Annotated in this window: 21 protein-coding genes and 1 other RNA gene; 18 read left to right on the forward strand and 4 right to left on the reverse strand. The window is 53.3% G+C overall.

Features of this window, described 5'->3' with window-relative positions:
* The first annotated feature begins 6 nt into the window (after positions 1–6).
* From eno to P398_RS0107200, 14 genes are all read left to right on the forward strand, one after another.
* Positions 7–1,299, forward strand: coding sequence for a phosphopyruvate hydratase (gene eno, locus P398_RS0107135; protein ID WP_024370414.1), 1,293 nt, complete (start codon positions 7–9; stop codon positions 1,297–1,299).
* 268 nt (positions 1,300–1,567) lie between these two features.
* A complete protein-coding gene (locus tag P398_RS0107140; protein WP_029334601.1) occupies positions 1,568–2,365 on the forward strand; it encodes a phosphotransferase in 798 nt (265 codons plus the stop codon).
* Positions 2,366–2,617: 252 nt separating this feature from the next.
* Positions 2,618–3,499: a UTP--glucose-1-phosphate uridylyltransferase GalU gene (gene galU, locus P398_RS0107150; RefSeq protein ID WP_024370413.1), complete on the forward strand. Its 882-nt coding sequence runs from the start codon at positions 2,618–2,620 to the stop codon at positions 3,497–3,499.
* A gap of 21 nt (positions 3,500–3,520) precedes the next feature.
* Positions 3,521–4,729 (forward strand): glycosyltransferase family 4 protein, encoded by a 1,209-nt coding sequence (locus P398_RS0107155; protein ID WP_034799383.1) that lies wholly within the window; start codon positions 3,521–3,523, stop codon positions 4,727–4,729.
* On the forward strand, positions 4,726–6,057 hold the full coding sequence (locus P398_RS0107160) for a glycosyltransferase (protein ID WP_034799001.1): 1,332 nt from the start codon (positions 4,726–4,728) through the stop codon (positions 6,055–6,057). Before P398_RS0107155 ends, P398_RS0107160 begins: the two co-directional genes overlap by 4 nt.
* A 54-nt stretch (positions 6,058–6,111) precedes the next feature.
* On the forward strand, positions 6,112–6,999 hold the full coding sequence (locus P398_RS0107165) for a YitT family protein (protein WP_024370411.1): 888 nt from the start codon (positions 6,112–6,114) through the stop codon (positions 6,997–6,999).
* A 73-nt stretch (positions 7,000–7,072) separates the two neighbouring features.
* Positions 7,073–7,297: a preprotein translocase subunit SecG gene (secG, locus tag P398_RS0107170; RefSeq protein WP_012726902.1), complete on the forward strand. Its 225-nt coding sequence runs from the start codon at positions 7,073–7,075 to the stop codon at positions 7,295–7,297.
* A gap of 102 nt (positions 7,298–7,399) precedes the next feature.
* Positions 7,400–8,140: an alpha/beta hydrolase gene (locus P398_RS0107175; RefSeq protein WP_029334605.1), complete on the forward strand. Its 741-nt coding sequence runs from the start codon at positions 7,400–7,402 to the stop codon at positions 8,138–8,140.
* Positions 8,141–8,156: 16 nt separating this feature from the next.
* The gene (gene rnr, locus P398_RS0107180; protein ID WP_029334606.1) at positions 8,157–10,565 is read left to right on the forward strand and encodes a ribonuclease R; all 2,409 of its coding nucleotides are present in this window, start codon (positions 8,157–8,159) and stop codon (positions 10,563–10,565) included.
* A 49-nt stretch (positions 10,566–10,614) separates the two neighbouring features.
* Positions 10,615–11,085 (forward strand): SsrA-binding protein SmpB, encoded by a 471-nt coding sequence (gene smpB, locus P398_RS0107185; RefSeq protein ID WP_029334607.1) that lies wholly within the window; start codon positions 10,615–10,617, stop codon positions 11,083–11,085.
* A gap of 49 nt (positions 11,086–11,134) precedes the next feature.
* Positions 11,135–11,490: a transfer-messenger RNA gene (ssrA, locus tag P398_RS16575) on the forward strand.
* 125 nt (positions 11,491–11,615) lie between these two features.
* On the forward strand, positions 11,616–11,771 hold the full coding sequence (locus P398_RS0107190) for a hypothetical protein (RefSeq protein ID WP_029334608.1): 156 nt from the start codon (positions 11,616–11,618) through the stop codon (positions 11,769–11,771).
* A gap of 274 nt (positions 11,772–12,045) precedes the next feature.
* Entirely contained in the window at positions 12,046–12,759 is a 714-nt protein-coding gene (locus P398_RS0107195; protein ID WP_029334609.1) for a DUF6904 family protein, read from the forward strand.
* Between the two features lie 115 nt (positions 12,760–12,874).
* Complete coding sequence (locus tag P398_RS0107200) at positions 12,875–13,834, forward strand: HNH endonuclease signature motif containing protein (RefSeq protein WP_029334610.1); 960 nt, start codon at positions 12,875–12,877, stop codon at positions 13,832–13,834.
* Between the two features lie 51 nt (positions 13,835–13,885).
* Here P398_RS0107200 and P398_RS0107205 read toward each other — a convergent pair whose 3' ends face one another.
* Complete coding sequence (locus P398_RS0107205; protein ID WP_029334611.1) at positions 13,886–14,077, reverse strand: hypothetical protein; 192 nt, start codon at positions 14,075–14,077, stop codon at positions 13,886–13,888.
* A gap of 139 nt (positions 14,078–14,216) precedes the next feature.
* Between P398_RS0107205 and P398_RS0107210 the strand changes: the two genes are divergently transcribed.
* Positions 14,217–15,629 carry an NAD-dependent epimerase/dehydratase family protein gene (locus P398_RS0107210; RefSeq protein ID WP_051638887.1) on the forward strand — a complete coding sequence of 471 codons (1,413 nt, stop codon included), beginning with the start codon at positions 14,217–14,219 and terminating at the stop codon, positions 15,627–15,629.
* Between the two features lie 75 nt (positions 15,630–15,704).
* Here the strand turns inward: P398_RS0107210 and P398_RS0107215 are convergent, their stop codons facing one another.
* Positions 15,705–16,358 (reverse strand): hypothetical protein, encoded by a 654-nt coding sequence (locus P398_RS0107215; protein WP_029334613.1) that lies wholly within the window; start codon positions 16,356–16,358, stop codon positions 15,705–15,707.
* Between the two features lie 229 nt (positions 16,359–16,587).
* On the opposite strand from P398_RS0107215, the gene P398_RS0107220 reads away from it, so the two are divergent.
* A complete protein-coding gene (locus tag P398_RS0107220; RefSeq protein WP_235263316.1) occupies positions 16,588–18,132 on the forward strand; it encodes a SulP family inorganic anion transporter in 1,545 nt (514 codons plus the stop codon).
* Here the strand turns inward: P398_RS0107220 and P398_RS0107225 are convergent.
* Together P398_RS0107225 and P398_RS0107230 are read right to left on the reverse strand one after the other, a co-directional pair.
* Entirely contained in the window at positions 18,129–18,458 is a 330-nt protein-coding gene (locus tag P398_RS0107225; protein ID WP_029334615.1) for a YolD-like family protein, read from the reverse strand. The genes P398_RS0107220 and P398_RS0107225 overlap by 4 nt on opposite strands.
* Positions 18,455–19,750: a Y-family DNA polymerase gene (locus P398_RS0107230; RefSeq protein ID WP_029334616.1), complete on the reverse strand. Its 1,296-nt coding sequence runs from the start codon at positions 19,748–19,750 to the stop codon at positions 18,455–18,457. The genes P398_RS0107225 and P398_RS0107230 overlap by 4 nt, the downstream gene beginning before the upstream one ends.
* A 249-nt stretch (positions 19,751–19,999) precedes the next feature.
* On the opposite strand from P398_RS0107230, the gene secA2 reads away from it, so the two are divergent.
* Together secA2 and P398_RS0107240 are read left to right on the forward strand one after the other, a co-directional pair.
* The gene (gene secA2 / locus P398_RS0107235; RefSeq protein WP_024370400.1) at positions 20,000–22,366 is read left to right on the forward strand and encodes an accessory Sec system translocase SecA2; all 2,367 of its coding nucleotides are present in this window, start codon (positions 20,000–20,002) and stop codon (positions 22,364–22,366) included.
* Complete coding sequence (locus P398_RS0107240; protein WP_029334617.1) at positions 22,366–23,169, forward strand: SLAP domain-containing protein; 804 nt, start codon at positions 22,366–22,368, stop codon at positions 23,167–23,169. Before secA2 ends, P398_RS0107240 begins: the two co-directional genes overlap by 1 nt.
* Positions 23,170–23,527 lie beyond the last annotated feature (358 nt).

The following is a 23,527-nucleotide window of genomic DNA, read 5'->3' on the forward strand; positions in this document are numbered from 1 at the left end:
ATTAATATGTCAATGATTACAGAAATTTACGCACGCGAAATTTTGGATTCACGCGGTAACCCAACAATCGAAGTAGAAGTCTTCACAGAAGACGGCGGTTTCGGCCGTGCCCTCGTCCCATCAGGCGCATCAACTGGTGAGCACGAAGCAGTCGAACTCCGCGATGGCGACAAGTCACGTTACCTTGGTAAAGGCGTACTTAAAGCCGTTGCTAACGTAAACGACACAATCGCACCAGAACTCATCGGCTACGATGTCTTCGACCAAAACGCACTCGACGCTAAAATGATCGAGCTCGACGGTACGAAAAACAAAGGTAAACTCGGCGCTAACGCGATTCTCGGTGTCTCTATGGCAGCAGCACACGCAGCAGCAGACGAGCTCGGCCTTCCACTTTACACGTACCTCGGTGGATTCAACGCGAAGACGCTCCCAACTCCAATGATGAACATCATCAACGGTGGTTCGCACGCTGACAACAACGTTGACTTCCAAGAGTTCATGATCATGCCTGTAGGCGCGCCATCGTTCCGCGAAGCGCTCCGAATGGGTGCAGAAGTATTCCACGCCCTCAAATCAGTTCTTTCTGGTATGGGCCTCAACACAGCTGTCGGTGACGAAGGTGGTTTCGCACCAAACCTTAAGTCAAACGAAGAAGCGATCACAGTTATCCTTGAAGCGATCGAAAAAGCTGGTTACAAAGCTGGCGAAGACATCTACCTCGCGATGGACGTTGCATCGTCTGAGTTCTATGACAAGTCGACTGGCAAGTACGAACTCGCTGGCGAAGGCAAGTCAATGACAACTGCTGAGCTCGTAGACTTCTACGCTGAGCTCGTTGACAAGTACCCAATCATCTCAATCGAAGACGGTTGCGACGAGAACGACTGGGACGGCTTCAAGCTTCTCACTGACAAGATCGGCCACAAAGTTCAACTCGTTGGGGATGACCTCTTCGTAACGAACACTGAGAAATTGGCTGAAGGTATCGAGAAAGGCATTTCGAACTCGATCCTCATCAAAGTTAACCAAATCGGTACGCTCACAGAAACATTCGACGCGATCGAAATGGCTAAAAAAGCTGGCTACACAGCTGTTATCTCACACCGTTCTGGTGAAACAGAAGATGCGACAATCGCGGACATCGCTGTTGCGACAAACGCTGGTCAAATCAAAACTGGTTCGCTCTCGCGTACAGACCGTATCGCGAAGTACAACCAACTTCTCCGCATCGAAGACATGCTCGGCGATGTAGCGAAATACGACGGCATCAAGTCGTTCTACAACCTCAAAAAATAATTGATTGTTTTCAGGCTCGCCTTATGGCGGGCCTGTTTTTTGTTGTTTCACCCGTCTTGGCGGCACCGATGCTTTCTGCAGGCAATCCACGGAGCCTCCTCGCACTTCGTGCTTGCGGGGTCTCCGTTAGATTGCTTTCCTGCAAGAGTCACGGTGCCGCTTGGACGGGATTGTACGTCCCGTCTCGAGCATGATGGCAAGAACTATTATCAATCCTTCGTCCTGCTGTATACTGAACTTGTTATGTATGAGGAGTAGGGGGAGTCGTATGGACCAATCGCATGAGCAAGAGAAGAGGTTGAGCGGTGGGAACTTGTCAATCGTCCACAAAAAAGGCAACCACGTCTATCGAACGAAGAAAGAGGGAAGTGCAAATATCCATTGGTTGTTAACACATTTGGAGGCGTGCGGGGTATCAGGCGTTCCGCGATTTGTCGGGGTGGATAATCAGGGCCGAGAGGTGTTGACGTATCTCGAAGGCGAGACGGCCGATTATCCGTTAAAGGTGTACATGTGGTCAGATGAGGCGATTCAAGACGTCGCACGATTGATGCGCCGGCTTCATGACGCGACCGCGGATGTCGAGTGGCCTTCTGACTGGCGGCCGCTCGACAATACGCCAGAACCGTTTGAAGTGATTTGCCACAACGACTTCGCCGTCTACAATACGATTTTTTATGATGAGAAAGTGGCAGGGGTCATCGACTTTGATTTGGCGGCGCCCGGACCACGAGCGTGGGATATCGTCTATGCACTCTATACGTTCGTCCCACTCAGCCGGCGTCATCAAGCCGAGTCGGGTAAAGTCGTTCACTATGAGGCGAATCGTGATGATGGGACGTACCGACGACGAGTCGCTCTCTTCTTTGAGGCGTACGGCTGGGAAGGTTCGACAAAGGAGTTGCTGGACATGCTGCTGTTACGGATAGAAGCGCTTTGTCTGTTGATACAGAGAAAAGCGGTGGAAGGGGATACTGCGTTTCAATCGATGATGGACGAAGGGCATTACGATCACTATCAAACAGAGTATCGTTTCATCCAAACGAACGGCCATAAATGGTTTTAAGAGGTCGTTCGGGCGGAGCATATCCGCCTCCGATTCCGGGAATAGGATAGTGTAGGTAAAAGGGGGCGGTCGTCATGATGATGAGCGGTTTTCTGTTACTCCTGATTGCACTCGGTGTCGGCGGTTGGTTCCTGTACAAGTATATGGACAACCGGAAATGGTCGTGACGCATGTCACGGCCGTTTTTTACATGCGTGAATCGGGGCAAATTGGGTATAATCAGATACAGCAGCTAAAAAAGGAGAGACGTCCATGACACGCGTACGAAAAGCCATCATTCCGGCCGCCGGGCTCGGCACCCGATTCTTACCGGCGACGAAGGCGATGCCAAAAGAGATGCTCCCGATTGTCAACAAACCGACGATCCAATTCATCGTGGAAGAAGCCGTCGCTTCCGGCATCGAGGACATCATCATCGTGACCGGGAAGAACAAGCGCGCGATCGAGGATCACTTCGACCGGGCCATCGAGCTCGAACAAAACCTCGAGTCGAAAGGGAAGACGGAGCTCCTCGAGTCGGTCCGTCACTCGTCGAATCTCGCGAACATCCATTACATACGCCAACAAGAGCCGAAAGGACTCGGCCACGCGATTTGGTGCGCCCGAAAGTTCATCGGCGACGAGCCGTTCGCGGTCCTGCTCGGGGACGACATCATCGAGTCGGACGTGCCGGCGACGCAGCAGTTGATCGAGCAATACGAACGGTATCACCGTTCGATCATCGGTGTGCAGCGCGTGCCGTATGAAATGACGAAACGATATGGTATAATTGACCCGCTTGCCGTCGAAGGAAAGCTCATCCCGGTCCGGACATTCGTTGAGAAACCGCCGGTCGAGGAGGCCCCTTCGAACCTCGCCATCCTCGGCCGCTACATTTTGACGCCGGACGTCTTCGAGGCGTTGTCGGACCAACAAGTCGGGGCCGGGGGCGAGATTCAACTGACGGACGCCATCGCGCGACTGAACGAGGTCGAGACGGTGTACGCCTATGAGTTTGACGGGCGCCGTTTTGACGTCGGGGAACCGATCGGCTTCATCGAGGCGACGATCGCCCATGCACTGTGCGACCCAGATTTAAAAGCCAACGTCCATGCGCTCTTGAAGCGATTCGTGGACGAACTCGAACAACAGTAAGGTGTGTTATTTTTGAAAACAATGTTAATGGTCTGTCAAAACTATTATCCGGAGATCGGCAGTGCCGGCAACCGGATGCAAAATATTACGCATCTCATGAAAGAACGCGGCTATGACGTCGAGGTCATCACGGCCGCGCCGTCGTATCCGAACTTCAACTTGTATCAAGACGACCGCTTCTGGAATGACAAGGCGCTCAACAACCAGCCGTTCATCAAGCGACTCATCACGAAGAAACGGAAGCACACGTCGAACATGGTGAGCCGTCTCGCCTTGTTCCTCGAACAGATGTTCAAAGGCGTCGCCGCCGTACGGACGCTCGACAAAAAACCGGATGTCGTCTTCGCGACGACCCCGTCTTTTTTTATGGCGTTCGTCGGCGTTTACGCGAAACGGAAGTACGGCGTGCCGTTCGTCTTGGACGTCCGTGACTTATGGCCCGAATCGGTGAAAGGGGTCGGCGTCTTCAAGTACGACTGGATGCTCACGCCGGCGTTCTTGTTTGAGAAGCGTCTGTATAAAACGGCTGACGCCATCATCATCAACTCGGAAGGGTTCCGCAGTTATCTTCGCCAACGCGGCGTCGACAACGACATGATCCACTATATGCCGAACTCGATTCGCGAGAGCGAGCGCAACTTGGAACGGACCGTCCCGGCAGATGACCGGATGGAGATTTTATACGCCGGTAACATGGGACTCGCCCAAGACGTGTCGCTCTTGCTTGAACTCGCGGAGCGGTTCCGCGACGAACCGCGCGTCCATTTCAAATTGATCGGATACGGTTATCGGAAGAACGAGCTGAAACAGACGATCAAAGACCGCGGTTTCAAAAACTTCCTCTTCCTTGAGGCGATGCCGCGGACCGAGGCGTTCCAGGCGATCAAAAACGCGGATGTCGCGTTCGTCAGCTTGATTGACCAAGACGTGTTCGACACGGTCATCCCGGGCAAGTTGATCGACTACATGGCGGTCGGTAAACCGATCGTCGCGGCGGTGTCAGGCCATGCGGCGAATGTCATCGAAGCGGCGGAAGTCGGATACGTGTCACGCAAACGTGACATCGATGAGATTGAACGCTCGCTCCGGACGTTGCTCGAACGCCCTGAGCTGCGCGACAAGTACGGCGCGAACGGCGTCCGTTACGTGAAAGACAACTTATGTTGGGAAAACAATATACACGTCCTCGAAGACGTGATCGAAAAAGTAACGATGGAGGAAACACGATGAAGGTATGTATGTTTGTATGGAACCATTTCACGAATGACGCCCGCGTCCTTCGCGAATGTTCGGCGCTCGCCGAGGCAGGGTATGAGGTCGATCTGATCGCCCTGCAAGATCCGAAAAACAAGGAGCTCCCGGCTGAAGAGATGCGTCCGGAAGGATTCCGCGTCATCCGCGTGAAACGCCAACCGTCACTCCTCGTCAACGGGATGAAGGCGCTCAAATCGGTACGGACGTGGGTATCTGAGAAGAAGACACGTAAAATCGGGGCCGGTCTCGTCGGTGCCGGCCTGTTCGTCCTCGCCCCGCTGACGATGATCGGGCTCGGTGCCGCGGCTGGGGCGATCCTGCTCCCACCGGTCCGGAAAAACATCGTCAACTTGAGCGCGATGCTCGAGATGGTGTTCGCTTCGACGAAGAAGTCGTATGATTTCTACCACGCCAACGACTTGAACACGCTCCCGCAGGCACTCATCGCCGGGAAGCTCGTCAACAAAGGCAAAATCGTCTACGACTCGCACGAAGTCCAGACGGACCGGACCGGCTACGGCTACATCCAAAGTAACCTTGAAGGCTGGCTCTTGCCATACGTCGACACGATGATGGTCGAGAACCATACGCGTGCGGCGCACAACGAGAAGTTGTACGGCTTCTATCCGTACGTGCTCCACAACTATCCGTTCTATCGTCCGCTCGACTTCTCGCTCCGGAAAGACTTGCACGCGTTGCTCGACTTGCCGAGCGATGAGAAGATCTTGTTATACCAAGGCGGCATTCAAGCCGGTCGTGGTCTCGAACAGCTCATCCTCGCGGCGAAAGACTTCAAGGAAGGCACGCTCGTCATGATCGGGGACGGGAAACTGAAGCCGACAATCAAGCAGATGATTGAAGACGAAGGCGTGGCGGACCGCGTCAAGATGATTGACAAAGTGCCGGTCGAGGCGTTACCGTACTATACGATGAACGCGTATCTCGGCTTCCAAGTGTTGAACAATGTCTGCTTCAACCACTATTCGGCGTCATCGAACAAGCTGTTCGAATATTTGATGGCCGAAGTGCCGGTCGTGTCATGCGACTTCCCGGAAATCGAACGTGTCGTCGCCGGGAACGACGTCGGTGTCGTCGTCGACTCGCACGACCCACAATCGATCGCCGAAGGCGTCAACCGTTTGCTTGAAGACGAGGCGCTCTACGCCCGTGTGAAAGAGAACACGAAGACGGCACGTGAACAATATAATTGGGATTTGGAAAAAGAGGCACTCTTGTCCGTCTACGAAAACGTCGCAGACCGCAAGTTGCCGATTATGAAAGACGGTGCGCCAAAGCCAGTATAACGAGAAGACTGCGGTTTTGGCCGCGGTCTTTTTTCTGTGGAAGGGGGAAAACTTATGAAACGTCAACAACAACATCTATTGCGTCAACAAGTATGGAAGAAACTCCAATCGATCTCCGTGAAGGACATCGCCTGGATCATCGCCGGTTCGTTCATCCTCGCTTTCGGGGTGAACTACTTCACCGTCCCGAACGACTTCTCAGAAGGGGGTCTGCTCGGGGTGACGATCATCTTGTTCTATTTGTTCGAATGGGATCTCGGCGTCACATCGATCATCGGGAACGGGATTTTGTTCATCATCGGGTATAAGCTACTCGACCGCCGGACGATGGTGTACTCCGTCGTCGCGGTCGTCGCGACATCATTTTTCCTGAGCATCACCCATAGCTGGGGCAGCCCGTCCGAAGACAAGTTACTCGCGGCCATTTACGCCGGGATCATGATCGGCGTCGGTATCGGCATGGTGCTCCGCGTCGGCGGAACGACCGGGGGCGGTGTCATCATCGCCCGGCTCATGGAGCGGTATCTCCACTTGAGCGTCGCCGTGTCGATGTTCATCATCGATGCCATCGTCGTCGGGATGTCAGGTATTTTCCTCGGCGAGCAAGTCGTCCTCTATACGCTCATCGCCATCATCATCGGCTCTTGGGTCATCGACCTCGTCGCCGAAGGTTTGAACATCCGTAAAGCCGTCACGATCATCAGCGACAAACAAGAAGAGCTCGCCGTCGTCTTGACCGAGACGCTCGGCCGTTCGGCGACGATCATCCACGGACATGGCTACTACACGAAGCAGGACAAGAACATGCTCTATATGATCGTCGACAAGCGCCAAGTCGGTCCGCTCAAGAAAATCGTCGAAGTGACCGATCCGCGTGCCTTCGTCGTCATCCACCAAGTGAAAGAGGTCATCGGCGAAGGGTTCAGCTACCCGTCCCGATAATTAGAAAGCTGGTGTTTTGACGTCAACTTCTATATAATAAAAGGCGTGTAAAAAGAAGGAGGAACTGACTACTATGCAAACGATCGCTACAATCAGCCTACTCGTCGTGGCTGTCTTATTGATTGTCGTCGTACTGCTCATGTCAGGTCGGTCGCAAGGTCTTGGGGCGATTGCAGGTGGCGCGGAGCAGTTGTTCGGCCGCCAGAAAGCGCGCGGCTTCGACGCTGTTTTGAACCGAACTGCAGCTGTACTAGGCACGTTGTTTTTCATTTTAGGATTACTAGTCGCATCATTATGATGAAAGGCTGATCGTTCTCGATTTTTACGTGAGGCGGTCAGCTTTTGTTTTTTTACAATTTTTTTTGGGAATATTGGAATGTACGAGGAGATGACTTGAACGATGAAAGTGACTGCACCGAAACCGTTTTTCTTTGAAGGCGGACCACGTGCCGTGTTGATGTTACATGGCTTTACCGGATCGAGCGCGGACGTCCGCATGCTCGGCCGTTTCCTACAAAAAGAAGGCTACACTTGCATGGGACCCCAGTATCGGGGACATGGCGTCCCGCCGGAAGAATTGCTTCAGTTCGGACCAGCCGACTGGTGGCAAGACGTGCAAGACGCGTATGAAGCGCTAAAAGACAAAGGGTATGACGAAATCGCCGTCTGTGGCCTCTCGCTCGGCGGCGTCATGTCGCTTCGCTTCGCCTCAGAGAAAAGTGTCAAAGGGGTCATCCCGATGTGCGCACCGACGGGAATCGACGCCGAGGACCGCCTCTATAAAGGAGTCCAGGCGTACGCCCGAGAATATAAATCAAGAGAAGAAAAAACGACTGAGCAAATCGAGCAAGAGATGGCAGAATTCAAGCCGATGCCGACGCTCAAAGACCTTCGTGCGTTCGTCCGCGAGACGACAACGAAACTAGAAGATATCTTCGTTCCAGCGCTCGTCGTCCAAGGGGCGAAAGATCGCATGGTTGATCCTCAATCTGCACACGAGATTTACGAGGCGATCAACGCGTTCCAAAAAGAACTGCTCATGTATGAACAGTCGGGACACGTGATCACCCTCGACAAAGAAAAAGAGAAACTGCACCAGGACGTGCTCGATTTTCTCGAAACGTTAGACTGGTCAGTGTGAAAAAGGAGGTGTCACGTTGAATTTACGTGACCAACTATTAGAAATCATACAGTCGAGCGACAAAGCGCTCACTGTCGACCAATTGACCGAGCGATTAGCGCTCGAGTCGACGGATGCCTTTAAAGAGCTCATCCGTACATTGAACGAACTAGAAGCGGAAGGCTTGATCGGCCGGACGCGGACGAACCGTTACGGGACGCTCGCCGTGCTCGGCCAAGCTGCCGGGATCATCTCGATCCATCAGCGCGGCTTCGGCTTCTTATCGGTCGATGGCGAGAAAGAAGATGTGTTCTTGCCACCGGACCAATTGAAAGACGTCTATCACGGCGACACGATCCTCGTCAAAAAACGCGAGGACAACCGTGGCAAGACCGAAGGCGTCCTGCTCAAAGTATTGAAGCGGGGCTTGTCTGAATTCGTCGGGACGTATACGCTCCCGAGCGGTCGTCTCGACCAGTTCGCCTTCATCGAGCCGGACGACAAGCGCATCAACTTCTGGCCGGTCGTCAACCCGGGCAACTCGCTCGGTGCCGTCGATGGCCATAAAGTCGTCGTCCGCATCACGAAGTATCCCGACGGACGCTTCGCCGGTGCGTGTGACGTCGTCCGCATCATCGGACATAAAAACGACCCGGGCGTCGACATCTTGTCGATCGTCTACAAGCACGGGATCCCGACCGAGTTCCCAGAGGACGTCATCGAGCAGGCGAACGCCGTGCCGGACGAGGCGGACGAGAAAGACTTCATCGGCCGCGTCGACCTTCGTAATGAGACGATCTTCACGATCGATGGCGAAGACGCGAAAGACTTGGACGATGCCGTCCACGTCAAGAAGCTGAACAACGGCAACTATGAGCTCGGCGTCCATATCGCCGACGTCTCGCATTACGTGCGGGAAGGCTCGCCACTCGATATCGAGGCGTTCGAGCGCGGGACGAGTGTGTATCTCGTCGACCGTGTCATCCCGATGTTGCCGCACCGTCTCTCGAACGGGATCTGTTCTCTCAACCCGCACGTCAACCGCTTGACGCTAAGCTGTGTCATGGAGATTTCCCCGCAAAACGGGAAAGTCGTTAGCCATGAACTGTTCCCGAGTGTCATCAAGACGACGGAACGGATGACGTACACGAACGTCCGTGAGATCATCGAGCGCGATGACGAAGAGACGCTCAAGCGCTACGAACCGTATATCGGAGAGTTCGACTTGATGGCGGAACTCGCCGAGGTGCTCCGCAAGCGCCGCGGTTCGCGCGGTGCGATCAACTTCGACTTCGCCGAGGCGAAAGTCGTCGTCGACGACGAAGGCAAACCGGCCGACATCGTCCTCCGTCCGCGTTCGGTCGCCGAGAAGTTGATCGAGGAGTTCATGCTCGCAGCGAACGAGACGGTCGCGGAACATTTCCACAAGATGGACGTCCCGTTCATCTACCGTGTCCACGACAATCCGAAGTCGGATAAGCTCGACTTCTTCTTCGACTTCGTCGCCAACTTCGGTGTGCATATCGAACGGTTCAAAGGCCAGACGGTCGAACCGAAGACGCTGCAAAAGATTTTGAAAGCGATCGAAGGGGAGCCGGAAGAAGCGGTCATCAGCACGATCATGCTCCGCTCGATGCAACAGGCGAAGTACGACGACGTCTCCCTCGGCCACTTCGGTCTCGCGACGGACTTCTATACGCACTTCACGTCACCGATTCGTCGTTACCCGGACTTGATCGTCCACCGTCTCATGCGGACGTACGCGTTCAATCAAGACTTGTCAGAGAAGACGATCGCGAAGTACGAGGACCGTCTCGGCCCGATCGCCGAACAAGCGTCGAAACGTGAGCGTCGTTCGGTCGATGCCGAGCGTGAGACACAAGCGCTCAAGAAAGCCGAGTATATGGAATCACGTATCGGTGAAGAGTTCGATGGTGTCGTCAGCGGCGTCACGAACTTCGGGATGTTCATCGAGCTCCCGAACACGATCGAAGGGCTCGTTCGTCTCCAATCGATGGATGACTATTACCACTTCGACGAGTCGCAACTCATGCTCCTCGGCGAACGGACGAAACGTCAGTTCCGTATCGGGGACTCGGTGCGCGTCAAAGTCGACGCCGTCAACCTTGACGAGCGGACGATCGACTTCACGATCGTCGGCATGCCGAAGCGTGAACAGTCGCGCCGTCGTCAACCGACGACGATCAAAGCGACGGAAGGCCGTCCAAAGAAAGACGATAAGCGCGGGGGCCGTGGCCGTGACGATAAACGTCCGAAGCGCGGCAAGCCAGGGAAACCGGGCAGTAAACCCGGCAAACCAGCAGCCAAGCCAGGTGAGAAGCCGAAGGACAAGCCGTCACAAGGCCGTTCGGCACTCGACTTAAAGAAGAAAGATAAACAAAAACGAACAGGCGACGCGAAACGCGGAGCGAAAAAGCGTCGTTAATGGGAGGGGGTGACCCCTCCTCTATATTGAGGAAAAGGACTGAAGGTGTATGGCCAAGAAGAAAGATTCGAACGTGCTCGCCCAAAACCGAAAAGCGTCATTCGATTACGCGATCGAGGACACGATTGAGGCCGGCATGGTGTTGACGGGTACCGAGATCAAATCGGTGCGCCAGTCAAAGATCAATATCGCTGACGCCTACGTCCGTTTTGACGGCGGCGAGGCGACGCTTCATAACTGTCACATCAGCCCGTTCGAGCAAGGGAACCGGTTCAACCACGAGCCGCTCCGTGTTCGAAAGCTATTGTTGCATAAGAAGCAGATTAACCAACTCATCGGTGCACAAGGCCGGGACGGTTACACGATCATCCCGCTCAAAGTGTATATTAAAAACGGATTCGCGAAATGTCTCCTCGGGATCGGCCGCGGGAAGAAGAAGTATGACAAACGCGACGACTTGAAGAAAAAAGACGCGAAGCGCGACGTCGACCGTGCACTCCGGGACCGGCAAAAATACTGACAGCGAGACCTGATTGTGGTATAGTAGTGATAGTACCAATTACCACTTCGGGGACGTTATGGATTCGACGGGGGTAGGTCGGTCGTATGTGGCGTGTCGAGGGGTCGGCCTCGTAAAAACGCAAACGCCTATAACTGGCAAAACTAACACACAACTCGCAGCAGCCTAAGTGCCCTGCGGATCCTGACATCCATCGCTTGTGTGGATGACTTTCAGGGTCTCAAACTAAGCAAGCTACGCTTCAACCTCGCCGTCTGAGGGCGCGAAGAAGAGATGAACCAGACTGGATGCGACAACGCCTGTTTATCGGCAGTGTCACATTGAGATGCAATAGATAAACTACACACGTAGAAGCATGCGTTACGATGCCTTCGGACGCGGGTTCGACTCCCGCCGTCTCCATTTTTAAACAGTCTACAATGACTGGAATCAATGATTTGTAATGAAGACCTTCTAATTTCATTGAGATTAGAAGGTCTTTTGATTTTAGTGGAGCAAGTCTCACAATTAGATGAAAGTAGGTGAATCGAATGGGGAAATATCAATTAGATACGAGAAGTAAAGCGGCGGCTGCCAAGTATCAAGACGGTAAGAAACCAGCTGTTTCGAATAAAAAAGACAAGATCAATCAGCTTCGAGAAGCGTATTTGCAGAAGCAAAATGAGAAGAAACAAGCTGGTGAGTGATCACACAGTTTAGCTGACTTCAGGTGTTTTGCCTTGAGAAGTTGAAATAAAAGAAGAGGGTTATCCGTGCGTAGCTTATGCATGGGTGATCCTTTTCTTGTGTCTCTAGATTTGAAACGAACTGAACCGAGGGATGGAACACACTTGATGACAGGTTTTCACTTGGTGTTCAGTTCAGTTTATTATTTGATGTTCTTTTGATTTCATTGCATGGTAAGCTAGCTTTATCGAGCTTCTCATAATACTTTCTATACCTAGATAACGGAGGGATTAGATGTTAGTGGCATCACACACACCTAATATGACGGGTGTTTTACTTTCGGGAGAACCAGACGATTTTCGAGCGTTATACGAGTCTTTACATAAGCTAGTTGGTAATGTGGATCCAGATATAGAGGATGGATCGATACTTCGGATTTTAGGTTTTTGCTACGACGTTAGACACACGTTTATGGGTCACCGTAATGCGACCTTTGCAGAACACGGATTTGATGAGGAGCATTTGGCTTTTTTATCGCTTGTCGGTCCGAAACAAAATTTATATCTTTCATTTGAAACGTTTTGGCCAGAGATTCTTTATATCGTCTTCTCATTAGAAACATGTATTAAGGATTATCAGAAATCTTCAAAGGCCACTAATTGGGATCCGCATATTACACAGGCACGCATCTTACAATCCGCAATCACTAAGCTAGTGGCAGAAACGGTTACTTCAAGACAATTCGCAAGTTTTCAAAAATGGATTACTGAAAATAGTGTCAATCGTATTATCTATATGCAATATATTGATTACTTGAACAGTAAGTGGAACGATTTAGATATAGAGAAGCGTCAAAAGAATTTCAATATTTTTGCGAAACGCACCTGTCAGCTGACATCAGATTATGACCGCCAAAAAAGGCTCGTGATCGAAGCGGCAATCGAACATCGGTGTCTACCTTCAGAAATTCATTACCCATCTGAATTTTATAATCACGTGGAATGGTGAAGGCTGTCTGAATAGGGCATATTGTTAACTCAAGCATCAACGTTTCTTGGTTTCGCATATTCGCTTGATTTTATTATTCGACATAGTGACTTGATTCTGAAGAGTGGTGAATATAATGGGTTGGGAGTTAGGCGTCGCTGAAGCGAAAAGCGAGTACTTAACAGAAACAGATTTGTGGCGTCACACACAACAGTTTCTCATGAACGCGACACACACGACGACGTACAAGCATATGCTCATGAAAGCTTTGCTCGAATGTACCATCGAATTAAGCGATTCTGGTGTACTAACGTTCAACCAAATTTCGAGGCATGTGACGAAGATGTATTGGAGTTTGATTGTGACGAACGGATTGCGACAAGTGAATCAAATCGGAAAATTGAGCTCGATCGAGAAAACGATGCTCACGTTCCAAGCGACACATGAGATTCCGTCTACATGGAACTTTGACCGCCTGCCTGTTCAGCAGCAACAACAATTGATTCGAAACGTGAACCAGTTCTATAAGAAGTATGTGTACGGCTCGTTCTATGCTTCGTTCGAGGGGACCGTCTATTCATTCAACCGGAAAGAAGAGTGGGTCAAACTCGTGCCTGGTTATATCGTCTTTTTTGAGAAGTATAAGCGGGTGTTGATGAACGTGACGAACTATCAGCTCGCCGTCTTTCTGGAAAAATACAATACTCGTGAAGCGATGGAGCGAATCTTGAACAAAATCGAGTTTGTCTCGGCCCGGCAGTCGCTCAACGAGTTCAAACAGATTTTACTGAGTCACGGCCATCCCATCTGTTTTTATTGTATGAGACCGCTCAAACAGATTCATGTCGACCATTTCATACCGTGGTCTTACATACAGAACGATGTATTATGGAACTTTGTCCTCGCTTGTCCGACTTGTAATACGAGCAAGAACAATCGGATGGCGAAGGTTGATTATCTTTACGCGCTCGTGGAACGAAACGATGATTTGCGAGTAGCAGAGCGGATGGAGACGTACAAAGAGACGAAATTGATTCACCTGTACAACTATGCGGTGCAGAATGGGTTTGAAGCCAATTGGGCACCGAAAACATAAAACGAGTCGAACCTGATTAGGAAGGTTCGACTCGTTTTATGTCTTTGATTCTCACCACAAGTTAAACAAATCCGCCACAATCGCATCGCTTCCGTCTTGGAACATGAACAAGCCGAGTGCGATTAACAGCCCTCCAATGACGAGTGTGCCGAATCGTACGAGTCCGCTTGTGTTCCTTTTGAATAATCCACGCATCACGAGCCATCCACCGATCAATAGCATCAAGAAATACCAAAACCCCATGTTCATTCCTCCTCTGGTTGTAGTTGCGTTTAGTTTACATAAATTTTCCAATACATACTGTTGGGCGCGCGACTGATTTAATCTAAGCCCAAGACGGGTACAGTACCTTTATGTGTAAATGAAGGGGAGAGTGACCACTATGCGGAAAACAATCGTCATCGCGGGCGCGAGCGGCTATATTGGCTCGAACGTGATGGACCATTTAAAAGAAGAATATGACATCATCGCCTTGTCCCGCTCGACGAAAAACAAGGAAGACGAGGACCACATCACGTGGCGGTCGTGCGATTTGTTCTCCTACGAACAGACGCGCGAGGCGTGCGAAGGGGCGGACTACGCTATGTTTCTCGTCCACTCGATGATCCCGGACGGCGGATTGACGCAGGCGACGTTCGAAGACATGGACGCGCTCATCGCCGATAACTTCGCCCGGGCGACAAAAGCAAACGACATCGAACAGATTGTCTACTTGAGCGGGATCATTCCGAAAGAGTCGAAGACGTTGTCACGTCACTTGAAGAGCCGGCTCGAGGTCGAACGGATTCTCGGTGGGCAAGGGGTGCCCGTGACGACGATTCGGGCCGGGCTCATCATCGGTCCGGAAGGTTCGTCGTTCCCGATTCTCGCGAAGCTCGTCAAACGGTTACCGGTCATGATCCTCCCGAACTGGACGAAGACGGAGACGCACCCAATCGATTTGCGCGAAGCCGTCCAGGCGCTCATCTCGGTCGTCGGGGCTGAGGCGCTGTACGACCACCATATCGATATCGGCGGACCCGAAGTGATGACGTATCGCAAGATGATTGAAGATACGGCTGACGTCATGGGCAAACGTCGCGTCATGATCGATTTCCCGTTCCCGACGATCAAGCTGTCCCGCCTTTGGGTCATGGCCGTGACGGGCGAACCGAAAGACACCGTCTATCCGCTCGTCGAGAGCATGGGTCACGCCATGGTCGCGAAAGACACGACCGGCGTCAAACAAGGGGAGATCCCGTTCAAAGAAGCGGTCGAGCACGCGCTCGAAGAAGCGGAAAAACAGAAGTCGGGTGGCGGCAAAAAGAAAAAGCAGCCGCAGCAATATACCGTCCGCTCGATTCAACGGTTCGGTCTGCCCGAGAACAAGTCGGCGCTTTGGATGGCTGACACGTACTTCGAGTGGCTCGGCCGGCTCGCCTATCCGCTCATCCAGACGACGAAAGAAGAGGACGACTGGGAGATCGCGCTCCTAAGACCGTCATTCGTCGCGCTCCATCTGTCACTCGAAGACGAGGCAACGGACGACATGGCCTCATTCGAGATTGATGGCGGACTGTTCACGAAGCTGACCGAGGACGACAAGACGGGCCGACTCGAGTTCAGACGGCTCCCGGAGTCGGACGAAGGGCTCGTCGCCATCCATGAATTCGTACCGGCGCTGCCGTGGTGGTTCTACACGAAGACGCAGGCGAAAGCCCACCTCATCGTCATGTGGCTGTTCGGCCGTCACGTCCGTCTGCTCGGGGAAGACGCGGACGAGGGCGATCAAGTCGTCGAGGCACCGACGAATTAAATAAGACTCAACCATTGTGTGATGGTTGCGTCTTTTAGATTCTTTAAAATTTTTCGCACGATCGTATAGTAGTACTCATTTTACTTTAATGATTTTCGAAGCAACTGTATGGCTATCTTTACCGTCTTGAACAATTAAATAGATATGTTTTGCTCGAAAAGTGGTGTTTCGGATAAAGCTAATCAAATTCTCGACTGAAAACTCTGGTCTAGTATCCACTACAGGTGAGAATTGAAAGGTAGTGACACTGAAAAGCAGAGAAATACCTGTATAGTCTTTCATGGATTTCTTTCTAATATTGTTTTTCGTTTCCTCCATATAAATTGCAGTGTTCTGTTCTAACTGCTCATAACTTCTTAAGCGTGAGCTCCAAATCCCATCTTTATTTAAGGACTTAGCAATTTCTACTTCCTGTTCTCCATCTATGTAAGAACTCACTTCATATTTTTCCTCTACACCATCAGGTTTTAGAACTACAAAGTCGTAATTTTGGCTACCTATGATGATTTTGGTTTTTGCACCTTCCGGAAAATAAGGAGAAAGTGAAAATATATATGCGGGGACAAACTCTTCTTGAAACTCCTTAAACCAGCCTTTACGTAACCTTGAAATTTCTAAAGCACGCCGATCACGTTTTAGAAGTCCGATTATTTCCTCGAAGTAACTATCCATTTCATTTGGAGAACGGTACTTTGAAAGGTCTTTTAGAATGTTCAGCTGGTTTTTCATAAGTAAATCCCTTTCTTGATTAATATTATTGTCGATATGTCCAAACTGTTTTTCTCATTGTATCTCAATTCAGTTCTATACAGTTTGATTAGAAGTAAGACTACTATCTCACTTGTTTTGTCCATTATGTTAACGTTTCGCCGGAGTCGTTTACAAAGAACAGGGACAGGCGTACACTGAACTCGTTTTCGACATCATGGAAAGAAGGAATGCAAGAATGGACAACTTCATGACATCACGCCAAGGATGGCAAAAAGACATCTCGGCCGGGATCACCGTCGGGGTCGTCGCCGTCCCGCTCGCGATGGCGTTCGCGATCGCCTCGGGCGTCGGACCAGTGTACGGGCTGTACACGGCCATCATCGCCGGCATCCTCGTCAGCCTGTTCGGCGGCTCAACGTTTCAAATCGCGGGACCGACCGGTGCGTTCATCCCGATTGTCTCCGGGGTCATGCTCGCGCACGGCTACGAAGGGCTGCTCGTGACGACGTTCCTCGCCGGGCTGCTCTTGTTCCTCATGAGCGTGCTTCGTGTCGGACGGCTCATCCGCTTCATGCCACGCGCCGTCACGATCGGCTTCACGGCCGGGATCGCCGTCGTCATCTTCGTCGACCAACTCGATGAACTGTTCGGCATCACGTTCGAGAAAGCGCCACACTTCCACGAGAACTTCCTCAAACTCGTGACGTCGCTCCCTGAAGCGAGCCTATCGCCTATCATGATCGCCGCCATCGGTTTCTTGACGCTATGGCTCGTGCCGAAACTGCCCGTGAAATTGCCGCTTCTATTGATGGCGATGCTCGTGCCGACGTTCGTCAGTCTCGTCATACCAGGGGAAGTCGCGACGATCGGCAGCGCCTACGGCGGTATCCCGAGCGGATTGCCTGAGTTCAACTGGCTCGCGATCGACCTCGATCTGATTGGGACGCTGTTGCCGTCGGCGTTCGCGATCGCCTTCCTCGGGGCGCTCGAGTCGCTGTTGTCGGGTGCGGTCGCGGACGGGATGGCCGGTACGAAGATGAACCCGGACAAGGAACTGTTCGGGCAAGGGCTCGCCAACGTCGTCGTCCCATTCTTCGGCGGCATCCCGGCGACGGGCGCCATCGCCCGGACGGCGACGAACATTCAAGCCGGTGCCGTCAGCCGCCGCTCCGGTGTCATTCACGGGTTGACAGTGCTTCTCGCCGTGCTCGTATTGGCACCGCTCGCGAGCTACGTCCCGCTCGCCGCGCTCGCGCCGATCTTGATGCGCGTCGCTTGGAACATGTCGGAGCGGCACCACGTCTTCGAGATGCTGCGGCATCGGTCGGCCGAGTCGCTCGTCCTCCTCATCACACTCGGTCTGACCGTGTTCGTCGACCTCGTCGTCGCCGTCGAGGTCGGGGTCATCTGTGCGCTCGCCTTGTTCGCGAAACGGATGGCCGATACGATCGACGTCCGTGAACAGACGGAACGGTACGTGACGCGCGACGGACAAGTCGTCTTCAGCGTCGAGGGACCGCTCTTCTTCGGGGCGATCGAGATGTTCGAGCACGTCCTGCATCATATCCATGACGAGCCCGACGTGTTCATCTTTAACTTCCACCGCTGCCCGGTCATCGATGTGACGGCTGTCGAAGAGGTTCGACGCGTCGTCAGGGAACTGAAAGCGGCCGACCGCCGTGTCGTCTTCGCCCATTTGTCGGCACCCGTGCGGCAGACGCTCACGCATTACGGCGTGCTCGACCACGTCGACACGTTCGAGACGACGCAAGAAGCGATCGACGCGTCTTAACGGACAGACAAGATGTTCGCGAACGGGATGCGTTGCACCGCCCCGTCGAACAGCTCGACTTCGCGCTCGGCGTAATAGATGGCGTGGACGTAGCCACGCAAAGAGCGCGTCGCACCGTCCTCGAACAGCGTGACGTCGACGGCGTCGCCTTCCCGGATGGCACGTTCGAGCTCGGTCTGCCATAGATAGAGGAGCTGCTCATCTAAATCGGGCAGCTCGATCTTTTGGATTTGGGCGTAGTAGCGCTTCAACAGCGCCACATGCTCGGGCATGAGAAACGGGATCCATTTCAGTTCGCCGCGGTCTTTGTAACGGGTCTTGCTCATGATGGATCGCCTCCTTGTTTATGTCCGCCGATCAACCGCTGCCGGGTGCGGAGCGGACTGTCTTTCAATAGGCTCGACGCCGGCCGGATCGTCCCGCGGCCGAAGCGGACGTTCAATTGATCGACGAGGTCGAGAAAGTCGTACCGCCGCGCTTTCGCCCATTCGTCCTCGAAGAACGACAGTTGGACATGGTCGATCCGTGGCTCGAGCTTGCCGAGGGCGACCGAGACGTAACGGACGGCCTCGGTCTCGTCCCATCCGTCGAGGAAGAGCGCCAACAAGACCGGCAAGAAATCCTGCTCGTCCGCCGTGAAGCGGTCGAGCTTTTTTTGTTTACTGAAGCCGCGCCGTTCGCTCGTCCGCGTATAGCGCACGCCGAGATGGACACTCCCGCCGACGAGTCCGGCTTGCCGGGTGCGCATCCCGACCTCGACGGCGATCGCCTGCAAGACGAGCCGGATCGAGGCGTACGTCGTGTAATCTTTCATGAGCGTGATGCCGTGCCCGATCGTACGCGGGCGTTGCCGCTTCGCCCCGAACAACGAACTCGGGGGCAGGATCGTCGGTGACTCGTCGATCCCCCAGGCGTGATGCCACAGCTCGGCGCCGATGACGCCGAACTTCTCGTGCAACACGTCGAGCGGATAGTGAGCGAGGTCGCCGATCGTGAAAATGCCGAGTCGCTGCAGATGCACGGCCATCTTCGCGCCGACGCCCCACATCTTCTCGATCGGTGCCGGATGGATCAGCTTCTCGACATCGTGGAGGAGGCAGCGGGCGACACCGGTCTTCTTCCCATGCAAATCGAGGACGAGCTTGGCGAGGACGTTGTTCGGACCGATGCCGATCGTGACCGGGATGCCGGTGTAGCGGAAGACGGTCGAACGGATGAGGCGGGCGACGTGCTCGTCGTTCCCGAACAGCCGCTCGGTGCCGGACAAGTCGACGAGCGTCTCGTCGATCGAGTAGACGCGGATCGCCTCGGGCGGTGCGAACTGGTGCAGGATATGGACGATTTGCACGGACACGTTCAAATAGTGGCTCATCCGTGCCTCGGCGTAGAGGACGTGCTTTCGGTCCTGCCACGGCAAGCGGTCGATGTGGAACCGTCTCGCCCCGGTCTTGATGCCGAGCCGTTTCATCGGTGGCGTCGCGGCGAGGACGAGCGCGCCGTGGTCCTCTAGGTTCGACAGCACGACGAACTTCGTCTTGTACGGATTTAGGTTGCGAGCGGCGCATTCGCAGCTCGCATAGAAGGAGACGCTGTCGATACAAAAAATCCGACGTCGCATCGTCATCACTCCTTTTACGAACAAATGTTCTGTTTTTATCATCGTAACACGGTCTCACGCCGTCTCAAATATGAATTTGAAAATAAATTTGTAAACACTTTTTGAAAATTACCCAATTTTTATATGAATTTCATAAAACAAAAACCATCTTTTAGGAAGATTTCGTAAAAAAGTCTCCGAAACGGTCTCATTTTCGCTATAATAGACGGGTATGCAATTGACGAATGTAAGATAGATGGAGGCTATAACGTGATCCAATTTGTAAAACAATTGACGAATGATCAAAGCCGGCGCTTGAAAGGGTACGAACGACGCGTCGCACGCATCAATGACTTAGAAAAAACAATCCAAGCCCTCTCGGACGACGAGATGCGGGCGTATACCGATACATTGAAACAACGAATCGAAGACGGGGCGAAAGTCGACGACATCGCTGAAGAAGGGTTCGCCCTCGTCCGTGAGGCGGCCGTGCGCGTCTTAGGCATGCGTCACTATGACGTCCAGCTCATCGGTGGTTTTGCCCTCCTTGAAGGGAACATCTCGGAGATGCCGACAGGGGAAGGGAAGACGCTCGTCGCCGCGCTCCCGAGTTACGTCAAGGCGCTCGAAGGAAAAGGCGTCCACGTCATCACCGTGAACGAATACCTCGCGACGCGTGACGCGAAGCAGATCGGGCAGATCCACGACTTCCTCGGCCTATCGGTCGGATTGAACGTGCCAGAGATCGAACCGGACGAGAAACGGGAGGCGTACCAGGCCGACATCACGTACGGCGTCGGGACCGAGTTCGGTTTCGACTACTTGCGTGACCATTTGGTCGGCGCGCCAGAAGAGCGCGTCCAGCGCCCGTTCCATTTCGCCATCATCGATGAAGTCGACAGCATCTTGATCGACGAGGCGAAGACACCGCTCATCATCGCGCAAAAAGACCGCTCGCACATCCGCCTGAAGGCGCTCGCGCAGCGGGTCGTCACCGAGTTCGACGAAGCCGACTACGAGGTCGACCTCGAGTCGAAATCGTCGGCGTTCACCGAATCGGGCATCTTGAAGATCGAAGACATGTTCGCGATCGACAACCTGTTCAGCGCCGAGCATCAAGTGTTGTACCATTACCTCGTGCAGGCGCTCCGGGCGAACGTCTTGTTCGAGCTCGATGTCGACTATATCGTCAAAGACGACAAGATCGAACTGATTGACTTGTTCACGGGCCGCATCATGGAAGGACGCAGTTTGTCAGAAGGGCTCCATCAGGCGCTCGAGGCGAAAGAAGGCGTCACGATTACCGAGGAGAATAAGACGACGGCCGAGATCACGATTCAGCACTACTTCCGCATGTACCCGCTCATCGGCGGCATGACGGGGACGGCGCAGACGTCGCGCCAAGAGTTCTTGAAGACGTACAACATGGACGTCGTCCAAGTACCGACGAACCGGCCACGCCTTCGGGAAGACTACCCGGATCGCATCTTCATGACGATCGACCAGAAATATGCGGCCGTGACGGAGAAAGTCGTCGAGCTCCACGCGACGGGACGTCCGGTGTTGATCGGGACGACGTCGATCGCCCAGTCGGAAGCGATCAGCAAGCACCTTTCGAAAAAACGCATCAAGCACGAGGTGTTGAACGCGAAGACCGTCACGCAAGAAGCGGACATCATCGCTGAAGCGGGGCAATATGGTAAAGTGACGATCGCGACGAACATGGCCGGACGTGGGACGGACATCATGCTCGACGCGAAATCGAAAGAAGTAGGCGGCTTGTTCGTCGTCGGGACGGAGCGCCACGAGTCGCAACGTGTCGATAACCAGCTCCGCGGACGCTCGGGCCGCCAAGGCGACCCTGGGGCGACCCAGTTCTTCGTCTCGCTTGAAGACGAAATTGTCAAACGGTATGCGATTCAAAAACTTGAGCGCATCGAGAAAAAGTTGAAGCCGGATGCGCATGGCGAAGTCCCTGCGAAAGAGGCGGCCGACATCATCGAATACGCGCAGACGACGATTGAAGGAATCGGTGTCTCGATTCGCGATTACTTGTTCAAGCTCGATGACGTCTTGAACGAGCAGCGCAACATCGTCTACACGATTCGCGACCAAGCCGTCAACGCCGACGCGGACGCGATCAAGAAGAACGTCCTCGGCATGATGCGCCTCGCCATCGAGAACAGCATCGATATGCATGTGACAGACGAGCTCGTCCCGGAAGAATGGCCGATCGACGAGTTGAAGGCCGACCTCCGTTACTTGACGATGCGCGAGCCGGTCTGGTCGGACGCGGTCGCCGATACGTTCGAACTGAAAGCCGAGCTCAAAGGCTTCACGGATGACATCATTAATACGGCCGAGACGCGCCTCGAAGGCGACGAGGTCGTCCACTTCGTCAAAGAGTCGCTCCTCCGTGCCCTCGACATGAAATGGACGGATCACTTGACGATGATGAGCGGATTGAAAGAAGGGATCGGCCTTCGCAGTTACGCGCAGGAAGACCCGGGCCGTCTATTCGGCAAAGAAGGTCTCGAGATCTTCGAACAGACGTATGTGAACATCGCGCGTGACGTGACGATGGAAGTATGCCAGCTCGACCGCTACTTCGCGGCGCCGGTAGAGGAGGAAGCGTGATGTTAGGATTTCGTAAACGTAAGCAAATTGAGACGAACAAAGCCGAAGGGGAGCGTCAGTTGACGCTCGTGTTCGATGACGAGATGGGCATCCCGAAAGAAGACGAGTACGTGTTCCGCTATCATGCGAAACGCCTCCCGAACCTGCTCGAGAACCAATTGTCGATCGAGCTGTTGAACGCCGAACTGTTATCGGAAGGGTTGTCGATCGTCGCCTTGTTCCGCAACACACTCCCAGGCTCGTTCGAGATCGATGAGTTGCCGGTGTTGTTGCTCGATGCGAACAACGTGCCGCTCGGACGGAAAGTACTGAACCGGGTCGACTTGCCGAACTTCGAGCCGTGGACGAGTAAGCCGGTCTACCTCGACTTCTTCGCTGACGAGTTGTTCGGTGACTTCGAATTGAACGATTCGATGCGTCTCGTCTTCCAGATGAACCCGATCGACCCGCTCCAGACGGTGTTGGACGCAGAACGGGCCGCGTTTTCACCGCTCGCTTGGCAGCAACTTGCCCGGACGAACGTGTCGACGCCGCCGGTCGGCGAGAACGAGTTCAACATGATGCTCGTCCACGTCGAGACGAACGAGACGGACGTGACGGCGACGCTGTTGCTCCGAAACGGCTACGCCCAAGACTTGAACGTCGAACAGTTGCCGCTCGAACTGATGAGCGGAGACGAAGCAGTCGCCTTGACGGTCGTCCGGCTCACAGAAGTAGTGCGCGGGAAGCATGCCTATCCGGTGCGGGCGACGTTTGAAGCGATTGAAGCAACAGGGCCGTTCACGGTCAGAATCAAGCAATGAAAAAAGCTCAACTTCTCCGATTGGAGTGGTTGAGCTTTTTCGTGTACTTATTCAAACGGAGTATAAATACGGTCTGTGTCCGTGTCTAAGACGAAATCGATGTTTCCATCGCTTGAACACGAAATCCGATCAAAGCGATGGAGCCGACAAAATATGTCCGGAAAGTCTTGTATATCGGTCACCCTTTCTTTCGTTTGTCGATACATTTCACTTATTCTCTGTTTGGAGCACTTCTTTCCGCTCAAGTAAACGCTCCCCCAATAGCCATCGATTTCAATAATCAATGAGATTCCTCTCCTCGCAAATAATTTACGTTCATCTTAGTCTAAATAGCCGTCAATTTTCACAAAAAATAATG

It is taken from the genome of Exiguobacterium aurantiacum DSM 6208 (assembly GCF_000702585.1).
GTDB lineage: Bacteria > Bacillota > Bacilli > Exiguobacteriales > Exiguobacteriaceae > Exiguobacterium > Exiguobacterium aurantiacum.